This is a genomic window from Bacillus sp. FSL R5-0512 (assembly GCF_038593295.1).
In the GTDB taxonomy this organism is placed as follows: domain Bacteria; phylum Bacillota; class Bacilli; order Bacillales; family Bacillaceae; genus Bacillus; species Bacillus safensis.
Genome location: NZ_CP151982.1, coordinates 664153 through 685125, shown reverse-complemented (window position 1 = coordinate 685125; position 20973 = coordinate 664153). Strand labels below are relative to the sequence as shown.

14 protein-coding genes are annotated in these 20973 nt (G+C 38.8%); 6 read left to right on the top strand and 8 right to left on the bottom strand.

The window, feature by feature from the left end; genetic code table 11:
- Nucleotides 1-171 precede the first annotated feature (171 nt).
- The gene (locus tag NSQ25_RS03370; protein WP_326136732.1) at nucleotides 172-654 is read left to right on the top strand and encodes a hypothetical protein; all 483 of its coding nucleotides are present in this window, start codon (nucleotides 172-174) and stop codon (nucleotides 652-654) included.
- Nucleotides 655-709: 55 nt separating this feature from the next.
- Complete coding sequence (locus NSQ25_RS03365) at nucleotides 710-1267, top strand: hypothetical protein (protein ID WP_326136733.1); 558 nt, start codon at nucleotides 710-712, stop codon at nucleotides 1265-1267.
- A 155-nt stretch (nucleotides 1268-1422) separates the two neighbouring features.
- On the opposite strand, the gene NSQ25_RS03360 is transcribed toward NSQ25_RS03365, so the two are convergent.
- The 3 genes from NSQ25_RS03360 to NSQ25_RS03350 form a co-directional block, all read right to left on the bottom strand.
- Nucleotides 1423-5808, bottom strand: a complete 4386-nt coding sequence (locus tag NSQ25_RS03360) for a hypothetical protein (protein WP_326136734.1) — start codon at nucleotides 5806-5808, stop codon at nucleotides 1423-1425.
- 243 nt (nucleotides 5809-6051) lie between these two features.
- Complete coding sequence (rlmD, locus tag NSQ25_RS03355) at nucleotides 6052-7437, bottom strand: 23S rRNA (uracil(1939)-C(5))-methyltransferase RlmD (protein ID WP_326136735.1); 1386 nt, start codon at nucleotides 7435-7437, stop codon at nucleotides 6052-6054.
- 61 nt (nucleotides 7438-7498) lie between these two features.
- Nucleotides 7499-8407, bottom strand: a complete 909-nt coding sequence (locus NSQ25_RS03350; RefSeq protein WP_024424554.1) for a diacylglycerol kinase — start codon at nucleotides 8405-8407, stop codon at nucleotides 7499-7501.
- Nucleotides 8408-8588: 181 nt separating this feature from the next.
- Between NSQ25_RS03350 and NSQ25_RS03345 the strand changes: the two genes are divergently transcribed.
- Entirely contained in the window at nucleotides 8589-9542 is a 954-nt protein-coding gene (locus tag NSQ25_RS03345; RefSeq protein ID WP_061110519.1) for a nucleoside hydrolase, read from the top strand.
- 31 nt (nucleotides 9543-9573) lie between these two features.
- On the opposite strand, the gene NSQ25_RS03340 is transcribed toward NSQ25_RS03345, so the two are convergent.
- Nucleotides 9574-12792 carry an efflux RND transporter permease subunit gene (locus tag NSQ25_RS03340; RefSeq protein WP_326136736.1) on the bottom strand — a complete coding sequence of 1073 codons (3219 nt, stop codon included), beginning with the start codon at nucleotides 12790-12792 and terminating at the stop codon, nucleotides 9574-9576.
- 131 nt (nucleotides 12793-12923) lie between these two features.
- Between NSQ25_RS03340 and NSQ25_RS03335 the strand changes: the two genes are divergently transcribed.
- Complete coding sequence (locus tag NSQ25_RS03335) at nucleotides 12924-13769, top strand: TetR/AcrR family transcriptional regulator (protein WP_034282806.1); 846 nt, start codon at nucleotides 12924-12926, stop codon at nucleotides 13767-13769.
- Nucleotides 13770-13949: 180 nt separating this feature from the next.
- On the opposite strand, the gene gatB is transcribed toward NSQ25_RS03335, so the two are convergent.
- From gatB to gatC, 3 genes are read right to left on the bottom strand one after another with little or no spacing between them, the layout of a single operon-like run.
- Nucleotides 13950-15380 (bottom strand): Asp-tRNA(Asn)/Glu-tRNA(Gln) amidotransferase subunit GatB, encoded by a 1431-nt coding sequence (gene gatB, locus NSQ25_RS03330; protein WP_326136737.1) that lies wholly within the window; start codon nucleotides 15378-15380, stop codon nucleotides 13950-13952.
- 13 nt (nucleotides 15381-15393) lie between these two features.
- Nucleotides 15394-16851, bottom strand: a complete 1458-nt coding sequence (gene gatA / locus NSQ25_RS03325) for an Asp-tRNA(Asn)/Glu-tRNA(Gln) amidotransferase subunit GatA (protein ID WP_326136738.1) — start codon at nucleotides 16849-16851, stop codon at nucleotides 15394-15396.
- Between the two features lie 14 nt (nucleotides 16852-16865).
- On the bottom strand, nucleotides 16866-17156 hold the full coding sequence (gene gatC / locus NSQ25_RS03320) for an Asp-tRNA(Asn)/Glu-tRNA(Gln) amidotransferase subunit GatC (protein ID WP_024424549.1): 291 nt from the start codon (nucleotides 17154-17156) through the stop codon (nucleotides 16866-16868).
- Nucleotides 17157-17558: 402 nt separating this feature from the next.
- Between gatC and putP the strand changes: the two genes are divergently transcribed.
- Nucleotides 17559-19040 carry a sodium/proline symporter PutP gene (gene putP / locus NSQ25_RS03315; RefSeq protein ID WP_326136739.1) on the top strand — a complete coding sequence of 494 codons (1482 nt, stop codon included), beginning with the start codon at nucleotides 17559-17561 and terminating at the stop codon, nucleotides 19038-19040.
- A 161-nt stretch (nucleotides 19041-19201) separates the two neighbouring features.
- Nucleotides 19202-19900 (top strand): MgtC/SapB family protein, encoded by a 699-nt coding sequence (locus NSQ25_RS03310; protein WP_326136776.1) that lies wholly within the window; start codon nucleotides 19202-19204, stop codon nucleotides 19898-19900.
- Nucleotides 19901-19940: 40 nt separating this feature from the next.
- Here NSQ25_RS03310 and NSQ25_RS03305 read toward each other — a convergent pair whose 3' ends face one another.
- Nucleotides 19941-20948 (bottom strand): phosphotransferase, encoded by a 1008-nt coding sequence (locus tag NSQ25_RS03305; RefSeq protein ID WP_326136740.1) that lies wholly within the window; start codon nucleotides 20946-20948, stop codon nucleotides 19941-19943.
- Between the last annotated feature and the right edge of the window lie 25 nt (nucleotides 20949-20973).

Below are 20973 nucleotides of genomic sequence, written 5' to 3'. Positions count from 1 at the left end.
TTTTTATTAAATGCGTAGAAAGGAGTGATTATCTTATATAAAAGACCTATAAGGATTTAAGACATATTCCACTGGTTTTTCTCAAAATGTATTTTATAATTGAGGCTTGGACAACAAGACTTTCTAACATAATAAACAGTCTCTTTATTAATTTTTTTGGAGGCGAAGAACATGACTTTTAGAAAAAAACTTGTTCCTGTACTACTAAGCTCAACTCTATTAATTTCTGGTCTGGGTGCGACTACTACGTTTGCAGCGGAGCCAGCTAAATCAACAACATCAGTACATACGAAGGTGTATAAAACTTCTTTACAACAAGCCGCAACAAATAATAGCACTAGCCCTATTCAGTCAAATGCTTTAGCAACTCAAACAGCCGCAAATGGGGAAGTTTCTACTCAAGGGGCTGTTTCGTGGACATATAAAGCATTCCGAGGTGCTTTACGTTCTGGTGGGTGGTTACTATCAAAAGCATTGAAACCCTTTAATCCAAAGGCTGCTGCTTGGATCAGAAAGAATTCTGCTAAAATCGCAAATGTAATGGATAAGGGCGAAAAGTGGACTGAAAAACAATTCATAAAAGCTTTTACTAAAATGGGTGCACCTAAAGATGTTGCTAAAACTTTGGCAAAATTCATCATTACTCTTATTTAAATAAACAATAAGTGCTATTAGTTTTCTAATAGCGCTTTTTTATGGAGGGGATATATTGTCTTTTTCTTATGTGATTTCATTGACTTTTTTAATACTCCTTTTAGTTTCTATCATATTTTATACTTTTTTAAGGAAAAAAAATGTTGTAGATGAACCCCCAGGTGCTATTGTTGCCGTTCTTCTTATTTTACTAATATGTTTTTCCCTTGGTTTTGTTATTGCTATTCCAACTTTCATGCTTTACCTAGTATCATTGGGAGTGAATTTTCTTTTCGGCGAATACATAACTTATGATTCATTTTTCTCTTTAGTGACCTTTTCTTTGTTAGTTAGCATCATCGTAATTTTTTGGTCATTTATAGTTTTATTTATAGGGAAAGGAATCATTTTTTTGTTGAAGGTTCCAAAATGGATAACTTATATTTTAGAATTTTTTGCTTCGTGGGCTCTTATTTACTTCACGATTAAATATGTACTAAATTTAAAGATAATTGAAGTTTCTATATGGGGGAATGGTGTATTAATTTTATCTTTCTTTGTTAGCTTTTTATACATTGGTCTTGATATCATATCCACTGCGTTGGATCAAAAAAATCAACATATAGAAGAATAACCCCCTATCTAGACAAGGGGGTTATTTATATATAGAATTTTAAATTTATCCAGTTAACATAAAGGTGCGAATATAGATTACACAAGATATCTGATAGTTACTTAAAAGGTCTAAAGGTGTAAAAATGATGTACATAATGGTTATGCAACAACGTCTTACCTTTCCATTAGTTTTTGGCTCAAGGACCTAATTTGACCAAATTGCATTTCGAACATCAAATCCCATATATCAAGACATTCATTTGCGATAACTTTTCTCGTAGGTATAGTTGAGTTAGAGGTTTCGTCATATAATCCAATGATTAATTTAGAAATTTCATCTTCTATTCCCCAAATCCCTTTAAACTTATCAACTTCATTTCCAAGTAAGTGGTAACTCATTGAAAATATAATATCTTTGTAATCAACTATTGATTTTGATTTTTCTTCAAGATAACGAACAAATGCATGTACTATTCTACGGTTTAAACCAGAATTCATTATTTCAATCATAAAATCCTTATCTCTCTTTAAATCAATAAGATCATCATAAAATAATCTTGAAATCGGAATCTCCAAATCTAATTTACTTGCCTTAAATTTAAGCATTATATTTTTTGCGGATGAATTAAATTCATCTTTATTGAAATAATTAGTTGTCATATGGAGAATTGCTTTTGCTTGTACTTCACTCATTTTATCCACATTATTCATTACTTGTGTAAATTCTTTTTTTAGAATAAACATCTCTGAAAGACAATGTCCACCCATTTCAACTAATTTTTCATCTTCAGATTTGTAGCATTTTTTAATAACTTCTAATACTCGTTCGCGATACTTCGGATATAGTAAAAAGAGCATTTTTTTCGTACCAAAGAAGCCCGCTAGCCTATAATCTTGTTCATATTGAAGTAAAATTAATTCTGATGCCCAATCCCTTTCAATGTTATATGAAGGCCATAATGCGAGTAAACTAGCAAATTTAACTGCCGGATTTTCATCCAATGCCAGCTTTTCAATTGTATCTTTAAACTGTTTAAACAAAGTTCTTTCATTCCATAATAACTCAGCTATAGCTTGAGCTGAGTTACCTCTTACACAGTTTAATGCATTACTTTGTAGCATACTAAAGCTACGCATTTCTTTATCCTCATTATTAGTTATATTCGATTCTCCTAATTCTGGATTTTTGTGGTTGATCGCAATATCCTTTAGAATGTCTAAAATCCCTTGAGACCATTTTACTTTTTTTCTGTCTCTAATGATTGAGCAAATGTCATTCGCCCGATATGAGGTATAATCATATGGATAGGTCAAAATCATTTTTTCCAATAACTCTACCGGCACATTACTCAATGCCTTACTAGATGCAACGCCACTAAATAAGGAATCTACGTATGATTCCAGAACTTTCTCTTTATTTAAAAGAACTAGATTTATCATTCTTTCAGGTTCCTCGGAAACAGCTTTACTAAAACTACTTGCAAATTCTTCAATAGAAGAACTAATAAAACCTTCTGGAACCTCTATCCATCTGGAAGAATCTTTTTGAATAAGTTTTTTATTAGTTAAAATCTCTATCCACTTTTTGTTATTTAATTTTTTCCCCGCCACGGGTGAGCTTATCCATCCGCTGTGCCCATCCGAATATTTATATAAAGTTGACCCTTTAGGGAATTTACGTCTTAAAATACGTAGCAAATCCTTTGCTTGAATACTTAAACGATTATAGGGAAGAATTTCTAGAATTTCTTTTTGGAAATCACCCCAAAAACTCCAATAAACTGTATAACCATTTTTTTCTTTATTATAATCAATTCTTCTTCGATATACATCTTTAGCTTGTGGAGATAGATAACTTAGAATTCGGTTTTCCAATACACTAAAAATAGCTTCACTGCAGTATCTCGCATGCTTTTTTAATATTTGTTTGGCAAAAAATAATTTATCACCATTGCCACTTGTATTATCGAAGATGTTACTGTTGAAATCACTGCATAAATAATTAATTACAACATCGCTATAACTTTCTGACACTCTGAATAATCCATCCAATATAATTTCATTAAATAAATCATTACCTTTTCCCATGAATTCTTTATAGCGATCAAAGAATTTTTTTGGTTGTTGAGAAATTATTGCTGCATTCGCTTTTTTTATAATTTGGATAGCAGCCCTTTCTAGCCCTCTTTTATGAATATAATATCCAGACCACTCACTATAAATAAAGCTTGTGTCTTCTTCTATTGGAACGAATGGTAATAATAAATTAAGAACTTCTTCTCCATTATTTTTTAAAATTTTAGAGTCATCATACAGTATTTCATCTTCGTAAGTATAAATTTGTTCCCCCTTGCTTTTAATTTTATTTTCCAACAAAAAAGAAACTAGCCGTATTGTTCTTATTTCATCATTTTTGAGCATCGCCTTAAAATCGAGATAGTCATCAGCCATTGACGGATAACGTTTATAAAATTTCAGTCTTAATTCAAATAACTCATCCGTATCATCATTTATATCGTGAAAAAAACATTTAGAAAATTTATTATCGTCTTCCTGAGAATTAAATGCATATTTTTCAATGAACATAATATCATCAGCCTCAAAATTCGGACTTATACTTACGAACAAATTGATAACCATATCTTTCTTAGATGGGGTGTTAAACCATTTCTCTAAAATACCATTTTGCCTAAGCAACTTAATATAATTGGTCTTAGAAAATATAACGTTATTAATAATATGATTACTGTATATTTCATTTTCGCAGTTATTCACAATAAAATTTTGTATATTTTCATCTATATTATCTATCTGGTTTAACACCTCGAAGAAAACAAATTTGACAAAATACCTGATTTGTTTTGCTTCAAACATTTTTTGTCCAACAGTAATAAAATCATGGCTATCAATTTCATATAAATTTTGCATAAACATTTGCACTTGATATCTTTTACCAGGTGTTTGTTTATCTTTAGCCCCAATAATATCTACAATATCTTCACCATCATAATATCTATGAAGCATCTTATCTGCTAAAAAACAGTCTAATATAGACTGATGAGCGAATGAAACTTTTCTATCCTGAATTATTAAGAAAGCATTTGAAGATAAGAATTCTAAGGTTGATTTATTTTCGTTTAATATACTTAAAGGAATAAATATTCTACTAGACTTTTCTAAAAAAGTTACCATCTTATCTTTAATCTGAGTTAGATTGTCTTCTCTCAATCCAAACTCAAAACATTTTTCGGACAGCTGTCCCCACCATTCTGAGATCAAATGGCTTGCGGTAGAACATTCTGCATATACTTTGCCAGAGTCTAGCTGTTTCCAAATATATAAATTGCTTGGAATTCTTAGTATCTCTTTCAGTTTACTTGTTAGTTGCTCATAACGCTTTCCAACAATACCCTCAACTAATTCCTCGTCCAACTCATTAACCTGAACCCTATCCCATTGAATAACGTCCTCTTTTGAATCATCTTTTTTAAATAATGCTCTAATATTATTATCGTTTTCCAAATCATGAGTTCGACACACAAAAACAACAGATATCTTGTTTTTTCTATCATTATTCAATGTCTCTACTTGATTAATAATCTGAGAGCATACTAATAAAGCATCTCTAGAATGAGCAAGAGTCCAGCGTAGGGCATCCAACTGATCCAAAATAATTACTGCCTTTTCATTTTTAGAAACACTGTGAATACAATGAGTGATTGATGCAGGTAATCCTAAATCTTCTCCCCACTTCTCGGCAGTCATACTGGGAACTCGTTTATCTAATTTAATTGCCAAATATGGTATCTCATTTTCTTCACAATAATTGATAACATCTTCTGTACATCCACTTTTCCCTCTTCCAGCCTTTCCATGTATTATTAAAGATTTCTCTGAATCTAATGCTTCTCTACATAAAGAAAATTCTTTTCTCTTTATAAGACTATTGTCCAACGGAATAAAAGTTGATTTATATTCGCAATTCAACTCCTCTAGCCTAGGCTTGATTTGTTCATTAGACGAAAGGTGTTTATTCCCTCCTAACAAATAATCGGCCCTTAGCTCCTCAATTGTTCTTATAATTTCCCCTTCTGATTTACCAATTGACTCATCAACCATTGATACAATTGCCTTGTCTTTAATATCTAATAACGACTCTCGAAAATTTACTAGTAATTCAAATAACTCAGAGAAGTACTCTTCAAAATCACTCGGTTTCTTAATAGGTGTATGCTTAAATTCATCTTTTTTAATATTGACAAATTCGACCGCTTCTTGTGCTAGTTTCTTACATATATCTTGGTAATCTTCCTTTGTAGTGTTATATGCATAAAATACTCTTTGTATTATTGTCTCAACAGTCTTGCTCTGTTGAAGAAACTCTATAAAATAGTTACTATCAACCTCAGTATTATCAAACTTACGATTAAATTCATTAACTGTATCTTCTATGTCTTTAATTAATCTCTTTTCACCTCGATTTGTTAAACCTTTTGACAAAAGATAACCCGCAAAATTTGGGGCTATCAAAGTTCCTGCTATATATGCTAAAATGCTCACTATTATTCCCCCCTAATCGACGACCATGATTTTTCTTATATTCCAATAACAAACCTTCTCATCATCCTTTTAATTACCAATTTTACATTTTATTCATATTTCTATTATATCAAAAAGTTAAAATAAATTTTCTGTGAATTGCCTGATTAAGTACAGCAGTTACGGACAAAGAGTTTAAGGAAACTTCAACTAAAACTTTGTTAATCCCCCTACTATAAAAAAAGAAGGCAACACCCATACGGGTTAGTTGCCTTCTTTTAAAATAAGTTGCGCTACACATTCTACATGGTTGGTATGCGGAAACATATCCACAGGCTGCACTTCCTCTGTCACATACCCGCCATCTTCAAGAATACGCAAATCACGGGCAAGCGTCCCTGGGTTACAGGAAACATAAACAACACGGTTTGGTTTCATCTTTAAAATGGTGTCAAGCAGTGCTTCGTCACAGCCTTTTCTAGGCGGATCGACAACTAGTGTGTCTGCTTTGATACCTTCTTTGTACCAGTTTGGGATGACCGTTTCTGCTTCGCCGACTGCAAATTCGACGTTGTTGATTCCGTTTAAGGCAGCGTTGCGTTTTGCATCTTCAATCGCTTCTGGGACAATTTCAACCCCATATACTCTGCCTGCCTTTTTTGCGAGAAATAAAGAGATCGTCCCGATTCCGCAGTATGCATCAATCACGGTTTCTTCGCCTTGCAGCTCTGCATATTCAAGCGCTTTGTCGTAAAGCACCTTTGTTTGAGCTGGGTTCACTTGATAAAATGAGCGGGCTGAAATGGCAAATTTGATGTCGCCAATCGTGTCATAAATGTATTCTTCCCCCCATAAAACGGTTGTTTCGTCTCCGAAAATGACATTTGTTTTCTTTGAATTCACGTTTTGTACAATTGACCGAACATGTGGGAAGCGTGCTATAATCTGCTCAATCACCTGCTGCTTTTGCGGAAAATCAGCCGTTCTAGTCACAAACACAACCATCATTTCACCTGTTGCAATACCGTAGCGAACCATCACATGACGCAGCCAGCCTTTGTGCCGCTCTTCGTTATATGCTTTGATGCCAAACGCATTGCATATATCTTTTACTGCCTGTACCACTTCGTCGTTTTCTGACTGCTGAATCAAACATTTTTCCATATCAATGATTTCATGGGTGCGCTGCTGATAAAATCCTGCAACAAGTCCGCCTTCGCGTTCACCAATTGGAACTTGTGCTTTGTTTCTGTAATTCCAAGGATCTTCCATGCCGAGTACAGGATGAACTTTTACACGGCTCATATCAAGCTTGCCGATCCGCTCTAAAACGTCCTTTACTTGTTTCTGTTTAAATAGCAGCTGGCCTTCATAACTCATATGCTGAATTTGACAGCCGCCGCACTGCTTGTAAATGGGACATGGCGCATCTTGCCTGTGCTGACTTTCCTTTGTCAGCTCCATGAGTCGTCCAAAAGCAAATCCTTTTTTGACTCGTGTAACTTTGATTTTCCCTTGTTCGTCAGGAAGGGCATTCGGTACAAAGACAGGGAATCCTTCAATTTTCGCTACACCTGCACCTTCATGCGTTAAGTCTTCGAAGGTTACATTGTAGTATTCATTCTTTTCAACAGGCGGTTTCATTTTCACCAATTTTATCACCTCATTTGCAAAGAAAAACTTGGCCGCCATAAGGAACCAAGTTCAGTCTTCACCCTATTTTTTCAGCTGTTGCTTTTGGCACAATAAATTCAATATGGCGATACAGGTTTTCAAATTCACCTGGCAGCATGCCGCCGTATTCACCATCTAAATTCAATTGCATTTTATCTTTTACATCTACCTTCACGCGATTCGCTTTTGCGTAGATGACATTGTTATCATGAATATGCTCGCCTCTGAGTGCAAGGCTGACCACTCGAATGGCTTCTGCTAGATTGACCTTCTTTAGAATGATCAGGTCAAACATCCCATCATCTAAAATGGAATCTGGCGCTAGTTTTTCAAAGCCGCCTACTGAGTTTGTGAGTGAAACAAGAAACAGCATGATTTCTCCATGAAACAATTTGCCGTCATATTCAATTTCGACTTCTGTCGGGCGGATAGAAGGAAGCATCTCCATGCCTTTTAAATAATAAGCAAGCTGTCCAAGCATGGTCTTCAGTTTACTAGGCACCTCATAGGTGAGCTCTGTTAACCGGCCGCCGCCAGCAATATTAATAAAATAATGGCCATTGACTTTACCGATATCAAGCGGCTTCGCTACACCCTCAATAATGGCATCTGTCGCTTTCAAAACACCTTCTCGTGGAATTCCAAGTGCTCTTGCGAAGTCATTTGTTGTTCCAACTGGAATAATTCCTAGTTTTGGTCTTTTTTCAAGCGGTGCTAGTCCGTTGACGACTTCATTGATCGTGCCGTCTCCACCTGCTGCTACAATTAAATCAAAATCTCTCTGTGCGGCTTTTTCTGCTGCTTGCGTGGCATCTCCTGCACATGTCGTCGCATGACAAGAAGTTTCATAGCCAGCTTGTTCAAATTTTTGCAAAACCTGCGGTAAATTCTTCTTGAAGAGTTCACGCCCAGATGTCGGATTGTATATAATTCGAGCACGTTTCATTCATCATCATCCTATATTCATTATGCAATCTATTTTCACCACTAACAACCTTTAATTATACTATGAGATTTGAAAATGGCAACAAAACAACCACCTAATATGTGAAATCTCCTACCACATTTCCCGCAGCAAGAAAGCATTCTGATAAGATAAAAGAAAACGCTGTAAAGGATGATATGCGATGAAAAAGCCTGTCTATTTTAATCATGACGGCGGTGTTGATGACCTCGTCTCTTTATTTCTTCTCCTTCAAATGGAACATCTGAAAGTCATCGGAATGTCTGTGATTCCTGCTGATTGTTATTTAGAGCCTGCTCTCAGTGCATCTCAAAAAATCATTGATCGATTCAGCCCTTATGAAATTGAAGTCGCTGCTTCAACTTCTAGAGGCGTCAATCCATTTCCGAAGGAGTGGCGCATGCATGCTTTTTATGTAGATGCTCTGCCAATTTTAAACGAAAAAGGCACTGTTGATACAAAGGTGTCCAAGCTGCCAGCACACCTTCATCTGATTGAAACGGTTAAGAAGGCAAAAGAACCTGTCACCCTGCTCTTTACTGGTCCGCTCACAGATCTTGCACGCGCTTTAGAAGAAGATCCTTCGATCTCTAATAAAATTGAGAAATTAGTGTGGATGGGCGGCACGTTCCTTGAAAAAGGCAATGTTGAAGAACCCGAGCATGACGGGACAGCAGAATGGAATGCCTTTTGGGACCCTTATGCTGTGAGCACTGTCTTTCAGGAACCTTTCCCTATTGAAATGGTCGCACTTGAAAGTACAAATCAAGTCCCGCTTACACTTGATGTACGTCAGCGCTGGGCTTCTCTTCGTTCTCATATTGGAATAGATTTTATCGGACAGTGCTACGCCTTTTGTCCGCCGCTCATTCATCATGAAACGAACTCGACGTATTACTTATGGGATGTGCTGACAACGATTACTCTTGCATCTACATCATTTACCCGTTCGAAAGAAGTTAATGCGATCGTTTATACCGAGACGCCAAAGCAAGGACGCACCGAAGAGCATCCAGATGGAAAATCAATTCAAGTGATTGACCATGTCGATCGTGATGCCTTTTTCCACGCATTTGAAGAGCTTATGAGAAAAGCTGTTTGTCAGATTTCAAAATAAAAAAAGCCCCGCCAATGAGCGGGGCTTCCTCTTATTCTTCTTCTGCGTACTTTTTCTTACGTCTAAACTTGCTTAACATTTCATACACGATTGGGACGATGACCAATGTGAGAAGTGTAGAACTTGTTAAACCGCCAATTACGGTTACGCCAAGTCCTTTTGATACGATCTGGCTTCCGCCTTCAAATCCTAATGCGAGTGGCAGCAGTGCACCAATCGTTGCAAGTGCCGTCATTAAGATTGGTCGTAATCTTGTTGTACCTGCTTCCAGTAATGCTTCTCTTGTTGAAAGACCTTCGTTTTCTTTATGAATGACGCGGTCAATGAAGACAATGGCATTGGTCACAACGATCCCGATCAGCATAAGTAATCCAATCATGGCATTTAAGCTGATGGTTTCTTTTGCTATAAACAGTCCGACGAGTGCACCAATTACCGTAAATGGTAGTGAGAAGAGAATCGCAAATGGTGCAAGACCTCCGCCAAATGTGATGACGAGAACGAGGTACACAATGGCAATTGCTGCAAGCATTGCGAGACCAAGCTGTGTAAAGGATTCCTCAATATCCGCACTTACGCCGCCTGTGTCAATCGTTACGCCAGATTTCAGATCAAGCTTGTCGACTTTCTTCTGAACATCTTGTGTCACACTTGAGACGTCGTCTGTTGTCATGTCACCAGACACTTCTGCGTAGATTTTCCCATCACGTTTTGTCACCGTATTTGCTGTCGTACCATCTTTTACTTTTACGACATCACCAATTCGGACTTCTTGCCCTGTTGGTGTGGTGATCTTTTTATTTTCTAAATCTTTTTTGCTCTTATATTCATCTTTTTCCGTTTGAAGCTTCACATCAAGTTCTTTGCCGTCCTCTGTGACTTTCGTCAGTGTTGTTTCACTATTTTGAGGTGCAATCGCTTGAGCGATTTGTGAAGCAGTTAGACCTAGTTTCGCTAGTTTTTCTTGATCTGCATTAAACGTATATTCGTCGTATTTCTCAGATAAGCTTGTGCTGACATTTTTCAGGTTATTCTCATCTTTTAAGATGTTCTCAACATCTTTTACTGTGCCTTCAATATCACTTGCTTTATCCCCGTACACATAGTACGTCACCGTATTGCTTGCACCAGCAGATGAGAAGTCTTGTGATTTCCATTCCCCTTTAGATGCTTTATCTTGCAGAGCTTTGACCACGCGATCTTTTTCTTTATCAAAGTTTGGCGTGTCATCATCATATTGTACGAAGAATAATGCACCGTTAGAGTTACCGCCAACACTTGCTGTCATGGCATTTGAAGAGCCTAGTGAATACTGAACTGTATTGACATGATCACGTTTCATCAAATAATCTTCAGCTTTTTTCGTTTCATCAATTGCTTGCTCTCTCGTTTGTCCAGGCTCTGGCGTGTATGTCACCATGGCCGTTTTCTCTGCTTCCTGTGGTAAGAAGCTGACACCGACAAGTGGTGCTAAGAATAAGCTTCCGACAAGCATAAGAATGGCAATTCCTGATGTGATCCATTTATGGTTGAGTGTCCAATTAAGTACACGTCTATAACCGCCAGCAAGCTTGCTTGGTTTATGTTCTTTTACTTTTTTCGCTGTGCCGTAGAGATTCTTTTTAAATAGACTGTGTGCCATCATTGGAACAATTGTAATGGCGACAAGCAGTGAAGCAAGTAACGCAAACACAATCGTTAGGGCAAATGGGATGAATAGTTCACCAATCATTCCACCTACTAATGCTAACGGTAAGAATACTGCAATTGTCACAATGGTCGAAGACATAATCGGGATAAACATTTCTTTTGTGGCTTCTCTGACGAGTGCCTTGCCTTTTAATGGTTCATCCTTTAATGCCATTCGTCGATAGATGTTTTCTATGACCACTATCGAGTCATCGACAACACGCCCAATGGCGACGGTCATGGCACCAAGTGTCATGATATTTAATGTAATATCCAGCTGATTTAATAATAAAACAGCAATCAACAGAGATAACGGAATGGAAATGACCGAAATTAATGTTGATTTGATATCTCGAAGGAACAACATAATGATAATGATCGCAAAGATTGCTCCGATGATCGCCTTGTTCAGCATTGTGCTGACAGACTCTTTAATCGGTCCTGCTTGATCATATGTGGTACTTACTTTGATGCCTTTGTTGTCTTTTTTAAATTTCTCAAGCTCTTTTGTCACTTCTTCTGCTACACTCACTGTGTTGGCATCAGAACCTTTAACAATTTGCAGACCGATACTGTCTTTTCCGTTCGTTCTAGAGATCGATTCTGCATCTTTTACGACTTTAATATCTGCTATCTCAGATAGCTTGATCGTCGGCAGCTCTACAGATTGACTGCTTGCTGCACCTGCTTGCTGCTGAGCTGCTGCTTGCTGCTGACTTGCACTTCCAGCCTGCTGCTCCGCACCTTGCGCACCTGGGTTTTCTGAGCCGTTAGAAGGTGCTCCAGCTCCAGCGCTTCCCGCACCGCCGCCTGCACTTGGTGTGACTGGAATACGCATGTTTTTCAAATCTTTGACGCTTAAAATATTGCCGTCCACGACAACTGATTTTTGTTTGTTGCCAAATGTGTATAGACCTAATGGTACATTCACATCAGAGCCTTTGATCATGTTTTGGACGGTTTCTTCATCTAGACCGTATTCTTTCAATTTCTTTTGTTTAAATGAAAATTCTACTTCTTTGATTTGCTGTCCTGAAGTTTCGACAGAAGAGACACCGTCTAATCCTTGAAGTGAAGGAACGAGATCATTTTCTACTTTTTGTGTAAGGTCCTGTAATGATTCTTTATCACCAGAGACACTAAGAGCTAGGATTGGAATCGCATTAATACTAAAGCGTGCGATTTTAGGTTTTTCTGCATTTTCAGGGAAATCGATATTGCTAATCGCATCTTCAATTTCCTTTTTTGCTTCATCCATGTCTTTGTTGTAATCGTACTCGATTTGAATGGATGATGCATTTTCAAATGAATTAGAAGTGACCACGCTGACCCCATTGAGGTTCTGAATCGATTTTTCAATTGGATCTGTCACCTTATCTGATACTTCGTCCGGCGTTGCGCCAGGGTACGTTGTAGAAACCGTAATGACTGGCGTGTTGATATTCGGGATTGATTCTTGTTTCATATTCAATCCGGCATATAGACCAGCAACTGTTACGATAATCGTCATGAGCCATACAGCGAACTTATTCTTTAATACAAAATTGATGATCGAATTCATTATATCCTCCATTTTCCTTTATGTATTGACTGACTGGTCATTCTATATCATAATAAACGGTGATATACAATGCCGTCAACCATTTCACTTGCGTTTGACGTAACATTCTAAAGCTGAAGGGGCCTTATTTCATGAACGAAAAAAAAGAAAAAATCATTAAAGCAAGCATCCAATTGTTTGCGAAAAAGGGTTTTTCTTCTACGACCATTCAGGAAATTGCAGATGAATGCGGAATATCAAAAGGCGCATTTTATTTACATTTCAAATCAAAAGAACAGCTTTTCAACCGAGCGTTTGAATATTATATCGACACTTCGATGCAAACTATCGAAATGATTCGAAAAGAGAATCAGCATCTCGCGCCGAGAGAGATCTTTCAGAAACAAATCGCTGAACAGTTTCAGCATTTTGCTGAGAACAAGGATTTTATCATTCTGATCCTCAGCGAGAACATTATTCCGGAAAACCAGCAGATTAAAAAGTATTCAAAAACTGTGAAAAAGCAAATGAACGATGAAATTCAAATTTCCATCTTGACCACTTATGGACAGGAAATCGAACCATATATAACTGACCTGTCAGTCATGATTCAAGGAATTATCCAATCATATGTGCAGGTTCTGCTTTTACAGGATCAAATGAAATTATCATTTGATGAGCTCTCATCCTTTATACTCGAACGGTTTGATGATCTTGTTCACGGCTTGCTTCGTTCTCAGACGAAGCCGATTTTGAAGCAAAGCATTTGGGATGATGAAGCGCCGAGTGCTGCTTCCCTTCAAGAGGAGCTTCGCTTGTTAAAGCTTGAGCATCTGCTTTCAGATGATACCGTTGTATCCATTGAAGTGATTGAAGAAGAGCTGGCAAAAGCTGAACCTCGAAAGCCAGTCATCCAAGGAATGCTGACGAATTTAGAAAAGTGTGAGGAGCCTGCTGTTCTAAGAGCAGTGGAGCAATTGAAGCTGTTTCTTCAGTAACATGTCGTGCTGTTTTTCGATTTAGCTCACCTTTCCCCCTTCGAATGTGCACTTTCGCTTATGCTTCATTATAAGAAAAGATTCTCTAAATTGATATACGGCGGTGGTCTGAATCTATGTTAAGACCCTGTCATTTCAAGCAAAAAAACCGCCTATTTCATCAGGCGGTTTTTTTGCGATTTAGCGTTTTTTGATTTCTTCAAGGAGAATCTTGTTCACCATCGGCGGGTTAGCTTGGCCCTTCGATGCTTTCATGATTTGTCCGACTAAGAAACCAATCGCGCGGTCTTTACCATTTTTAAAGTCTTCAATGGATTGCGGGTTGTTATCAAGTGCTTCTGTGACAAGTTTGAGCAGTGCACCTTCGTCAGAAATTTGGACAAGTCCTTTTTCTTTGACGATTGTTTCTGCATCTCCTCCATTTTCAATGAGCTCTTTGAATACCTTTTTCGCAATCTTAGAGGAAATTGTTCCTTTTTCAATAAGCTTGATCATGCCAGCAAGTCCTTGCGGCGTTAGCTTTGTATCGTCCAGCTCTTTTTGAGCAGAGTTTAAGTAAGCAGATACTTCACCCATGAGCCAGTTCGATGCTTGCTTCGCTTCTGCACCTTCTGAAATGGTCGCTTCAAAGAAATCAGACATTTCTTTCGTCAGCGTGAGTACCATCGCATCGTATGCAGGAAGTCCAAGCTCGTCGATGTAGCGTTTGCGGCGCTCGTCTGGAAGCTCTGGGATAGATGCTCTTACGCGTTCTTTCCACTCGTCATCAATGTAAAGCTCCACCAAATCCGGTTCTGGGAAGTAGCGGTAATCATCAGAGCCCTCTTTGACACGCATTAGAATCGTCTTTTTAGACGCTTCGTCATAACGGCGGGTTTCCTGTTCAATCAAGCCGCCAGAAAGCAATACTTGCTCTTGACGCTTTTCTTCGAATTCAAGGCCTTTTTGTACGAAAGCGAATGAGTTCAAGTTTTTGAGCTCTGTTTTCGTTCCAAATTCTTCACGGCCGATTGGGCGAAGAGAAATATTGGCATCACAGCGAAGTGAACCTTCTTCCATCTTACAGTCAGAAACGCCTGTATATTGAATAATGGATTTTAATTTTTCTAAGTAAGCATACGCTTCTTCTGGTGTGCAAATGTCTGGCTCAGATACGATTTCAACAAGCGGTGTGCCTTGACGGTTGAAATCGACGAGTGAGTAGCCGTCGCCTGTGTGCGTCAGTTTCCCTGCATCCTCTTCCAAATGGAGACGCGTAATACCGATTCGTTTTGTTTTGCCTTCTACTTCAATTTCAATCCAGCCGTTTTCACCGATCGGTTTATCAAATTGAGAAATTTGATACGCCTTTGGGTTATCAGGATAGAAGTAGTTTTTACGGTCAAATTTTGTATCTGTTGCGATTTCACAGTTCAGCGCCATGGCCGCTTTCATCGCAAAGTTCACCGCTTCTTTGTTCAGTACAGGCAGTACGCCAGGATACCCAAGGTCGATGACACTTGTTTGCGTGTTGGCAGCTGCACCAAAAGGTGTCGGTGAGCTTGAGAAAATTTTCGATTGTGTTTTTAGCTCTACGTGGACTTCAAGTCCAATTACCGTTTCAAAGTTCATTCTAATTCACCCCTTACAGTTCAGGTTTTGCTTTATGATGATCTGTTGCTTGCTCGAAAGCGTGAGCCACGCGGTACACTGTTCCTTCGTCAAAGTGCTTGCCGATGATTTGCAGTCCTAACGGAAGGCCATTTGCAAATCCACAAGGCACACTGATTCCTGGAACGCCTGCAAGGTTAACAGGGATCGTTAAAATATCGTTTGCATACATGGTTAGCGGATCGCTTGTCTTCTCACCAATCTTAAATGCAGGAGTTGGTGTTGTTGGTCCTACAATGACATCATACTTTTCGAAAACATCTTCAAAGTCTTTTTTGATCAATGTACGGACTTTTTGCGCTTTTTTATAGTACGCATCGTAATATCCTGAGCTTAGCGCGAATGTACCAAGCATGATGCGGCGCTTCACTTCGTCTCCGAAACCTTCAGAACGAGTATTTTTGTATAAATCAATGAGATTGTCTGCATTATCTGTACGGTAGCCATAGCGGATGCCGTCAAAACGTGCAAGGTTTGCAGATGCTTCTGAAGAAGACAGTAAGTAGTAAGTCGCAAGCGCATATTTAGAATGCGGAAGAGACACTTCTTCCCACGAAGCACCAAGTCCTTCTAATACTTTTAACGCTTGAAGAACAGACTCTTTTGCTTCCTCGCCAACGCCTTCGCCTAGATATTCTTTCGGCACAGCGATTTTCAGACCTTTGATGTCGCCAGTTAATGAAGAAAGAAAATCTGGGACATCGACATTTGCGCTTGTTGCGTCCATTTGATCGACACCAGCAATCGCTTGAAGAACATAGGCGTTGTCCTCTACATTACGTGTAATCGGACCAATTTGATCTAATGATGAAGCAAATGCAATTAATCCGTATCTGGATACACGGCCATATGTCGGCTTAAGACCGACAACCCCGCAGAAAGATGCCGGCTGACGAATAGAACCGCCTGTATCTGAACCAAGTGAGAACGGTACTTCACCTGCTGCAACAGAAGCTGCTGATCCACCGCTTGATCCGCCTGGAACGGTGTTTAAATTCCATGGGTTTTTCGTCGTTTTGTAGCCTGAGTTCTCCGTAGAAGATCCCATTGCGAATTCGTCCATGTTTAATTTACCGATTGTGACTGCTTCAGCCTCTCTTAGACGGTTCACAACGGTTGCATCATAAATCGGATCAAAGTTTTGCAGGATTTTACTTGAAGCTGTTGTACGCAAATCCTTTGTAACAATGTTATCTTTCACGCCGATCGGCATACCAAACAATAGGCCAAGCTCGTCCTTTTCACCAACTGCCTCGTCCAGTTCCTTTGCATACGCACGTGCTTTTTCTTCGTCCAGTGCAAGGAATGCTTGTACTTTCCCGTCTACTTCATTGATTCGTTTATAAGACTCGTCCACTAAATCAGAAACAGACAGTTCCTTTTTATGTAAAAGCTCTTTTAATTCAGATATTTTGTGATCAAACAGTGACATGTCTCGGGCCTCCTTTAGTCCAAAATTGATGGCACACGAATATAGCCGTCTTTATGATCAGGCGCGTTTTTGACGACTGCCTCAATGGAAAGACCTTTATTCGGAACATCTTCTCTCATGACGTTTTTCATTTTTAATACGTGTGTAGTAGGTTCAACGTTTTCCGTATCTACCTCGTTTAACTGCTCTGCAAATGAAATGATGCTATCAAGCTGTTCTGTAAACATCTCAGCTTCTTCTTCTGTAATCGCAAGCCTTGCTAAATGCGCAACGTGCTTGACTTCTTCTATTGAAATTCTTGACATGCAGGTTCACCTCCAAAAATGATGCGTGCTCGTGGTCATGATCATAAGTCATATACACTTTATCATATCAAATTTTACTGTTCTAAAGCAACTTTACACAGGCGCGGTGAAAGGCCTTTTCTCTTGAAACGTCTTTGTCATCAAACGGGCGACTTTTATTTTTCAGAAAATTTTTACTTTTGTTTATTTATGTAAACGCTTACACATTGATTCTTATCACCGGTCTGTACATTTTTTCTTCAAAATGAAGAGGTTTAGGCAGGTTGATCACTTGGGAATACTCTGTTAGGTTAAGTAACCATAGCAGTGAGCGGGACAGTCAAGCAAAAAAGCTGCCATCGCACTTCTGTATATTTTGATTGAGGTGATGTCAAATTAATACGAAAAAGGTGAGAACACAAAATGAGTATTGAAGTTACAATTTCCTTATCTATTTATTTTATCGGGATGCTTGCCATTGGTTGGTATGCATTCAGGAAAACACATGATTTAAATGATTATATGCTTGGTGGACGCGGGCTTGGCCCATTCGTTACAGCCCTTTCAGCAGGTGCTGCGGACATGAGCGGCTGGATGCTGATGGGTGTGCCAGGTGAAATGTATAAAACAGGTTTATCGACAGCCTGGCTTGCGATTGGTTTAATCGTTGGTGCTTACTTGAACTACCTCATTCTTGCACCTCGTTTACGTTCTTATACAGAAATTGCTGATGATGCGATTACGATTCCTGATTTCTTTGATAAACGATTCAAAGGATCATCTGCTTTATTAAAAGCTGTTTCAGCCGTCATCATTTTAATTTTCTTTACGCTGTATACATCGTCTGGGATGGTATCAGGCGGACGTTTATTTGAGTCAGCATTCGGTGCTCACTACATGTTTGGACTGATTTTGACGTCAAGTATTGTCATTTTGTATACATTGTTCGGCGGATTTTTGGCAGTGAGCTTAACGGACTTTGTCCAAGGAGCTATCATGTTTTTAGCATTAGTGCTCGTGCCGATCGTTGCCTTTACACAATTAGGCGGACCTGTTGCTACATTCCAAGATATTCAACAGATTGACCCTAAATTGCTTGATATTTTTAGAGGAACGAGCGTCATTGGCATTATTTCCTTCCTTGCCTGGGGACTAGGTTACTTTGGACAGCCGCATATTATCGTGCGCTTTATGGCCATTACGTCTGTTAAAGATTTAAAACCAGCACGCCGAATTGGAATGAGCTGGATGATTATTTCAGTGATTGGATCACTGTCTGTCGGTTTAGTGGGTGTTGCCTATGTTCATGAAACGGGTATGAATCTTGCTGATCCTGAAACCATCTTTATCGTTTTTTCTAAAGTATTGTTCCATCCATATATCACTGGATTTTTACTTTCTGCCATTTTAGCTGCGATTATGAGTTCAATTTCGTCTCAGCTGCTTGTCACAGCAAGTGCCATGACAGAAGATCTATACAGAACGTTCTTTAGAAAAACAGCATCAGACAAAGAGCTCGTCATGATTGGCCGGATGTCTGTACTCGTTGTCGCTGTGATTGCTCTCTGCCTTTCACTTAACCCAAGTGACACCATTCTTGACCTTGTCGGTTATGCGTGGGCAGGATTTGGTTCTTCATTCGGTCCAGTCATCTTACTTTGCCTATACTGGAAGCGAATGAATCATCATGGTGCCCTAGTTGGGATGATCGTTGGTGCGGTTGTAGTTCTCACATGGATTATGACAGGCCTCAACCATACAACAGGTATTTATGAAATGATTCCAGGCTTTACGTTAAGTGGATTAACTGCGATTATTGTGAGCTTATTGACAAGTAAGCCGTCAAAAGCATCAAAACAGCTATTTCACAAAATGGAAGATCATCTTGAAGAAGAAACAAAATAAAGAATTGAAGAGTCATCTGCCCTATGCGGATGACTCTCTTTTTAAATAAAATAAAAAGCTTTTCTTTCTTCAGAAACTGAATAAAATAAGAGTTGTGCAGCTATATGGGCTGTGAGAAGATCATATACATGTTGTGAAACGTACATGAAGTGAAAGGAGCGATACGCATGTTTTGGACAATTGAATGGGATACAATCTTAAAATTAGCCGTGGCCACTCTAATCGGTCTGATTATCGGGCTTGAACGAGAGCTGAAGAAAAAGCCCCTCGGCTTAAAAACGTGTATTGTCATTGCTGTCAGCTCCTGCGTCTTAACCATCATCAGCATTGATGCAGCCTACAATTTCCCTCGAGTCTCTAAGCTTCAAATGGACCCACTCAGGTTACCGGCGCAAATTATATCTGGTGTTGGTTTTATTGGAGCAGGTGTGATTCTTCGAAAAAGCAATGATGTCATCTCAGGACTCACGACTTCTGCGATGATCTGGGGAGCAGCAGGACTTGGGGTTGCAACAGGTGCAGGATTTTATAAAGAGGCCTTCCTCAGTCTTTTCTTTATTCTGATTAGTGTCGAATTTCTACCATGGCTCTTCCAGCGGATCGGACCGATTCGCCTGCAGGAAAAAGAAATCCGCATCAGAATGTCTCTTTCTGACCGAAACCGCATGACCGATATTTTAAAAGAAATGAAAGCCCTCAATATCCGCATTCATTCTGTACGAATTGATGATTTAAAAGAAAAGGACTATCCGATCATGGAAGTACGCGTACGTGTGCATAAAGACCGCTATACAACCGATGTGTACTTTGATATTAAAGATCTAGAAGGCGTCGTTGGCGTGAAGTGTGATACGGTATAGTAAAAAACCCCTTGCTGTTTGACACAGCAAGGGTTTTCTTTTATCGGGCCAGCTGTTGAAAGTCAAAAGGAGTAATTGGTGTTTTTTGCTCAATTTCCTTTCGAAAACATGACAGCATGGCTTTTTCGTCAGAAGTCAATGTTTGGAGATCAAATGCTTGATGTAAAAGCCCATAAATAAGCATATGACGCAGCATGAGAAAATCAGGGATTGTTGCCAGCCACGCGTCATCAAGCTCATTCTCCTGTCGATAGCCTTTTAGAAAATGACTCATAAATTCTGCCGTAAATTCAGCTTTATCATCATATGGAATCACTGGATACCAAAGAACATTGTATAGCAAAATACTAATATCATTGATAAACCAGTGATATCCAATATCATCAAAATCAAATGCGATAATCTCTCCTTGATGATAATGAAAGTTCCCGTGATGCAAATCGGCATGCACCAGCCCATACACATCCTTCGAAATTCGGAGCTGGTGAAGCTTTTGCATCAGTTCATCTTTTCTTCGCAAAACAACCGTTTGATCAGACGGAATATATTGATCAAGCTTTAATTGCTCCTCTTCATACCACTCTTGACGCTTATAAAGAGGGTCTTTTACTTGATATCGTTTTGTTATTTGATGCATTCGTCCTGTATAGGACCCTAACGCTTCAAACAGCTCCCCATTCCAATCTCCTTCATTCACTTTTCTCCCCGGTGCTTTTTCATACACACGGAGTAAAAATGCGCCTCCGGCTTGATCAGGAATGGTTTCAACGTCTTTTCCTCTTGCTGATGAAATCGGCTTTGCTACGGAAATACCATGATGAGACAGGAATCGAATCCAGTCCATTTCTCCTAAAATATATGTGGGTGAACGACGAATGGTATGGGTGATTTTTAATATATAATTCTCCCCATTCATTGCCTTATATTCATACACATAATTTTCTGCATCGGCTAGAAATGTGACTTGGTCAAGCTGAAATTTATACAAGTGAGCCGCTTTCTTTAAGACTTTCTGTTCATCGTATCGTGCTTTTACTTCTTTATGCATGCTGATTCTCCTTTATCGTCTTTTT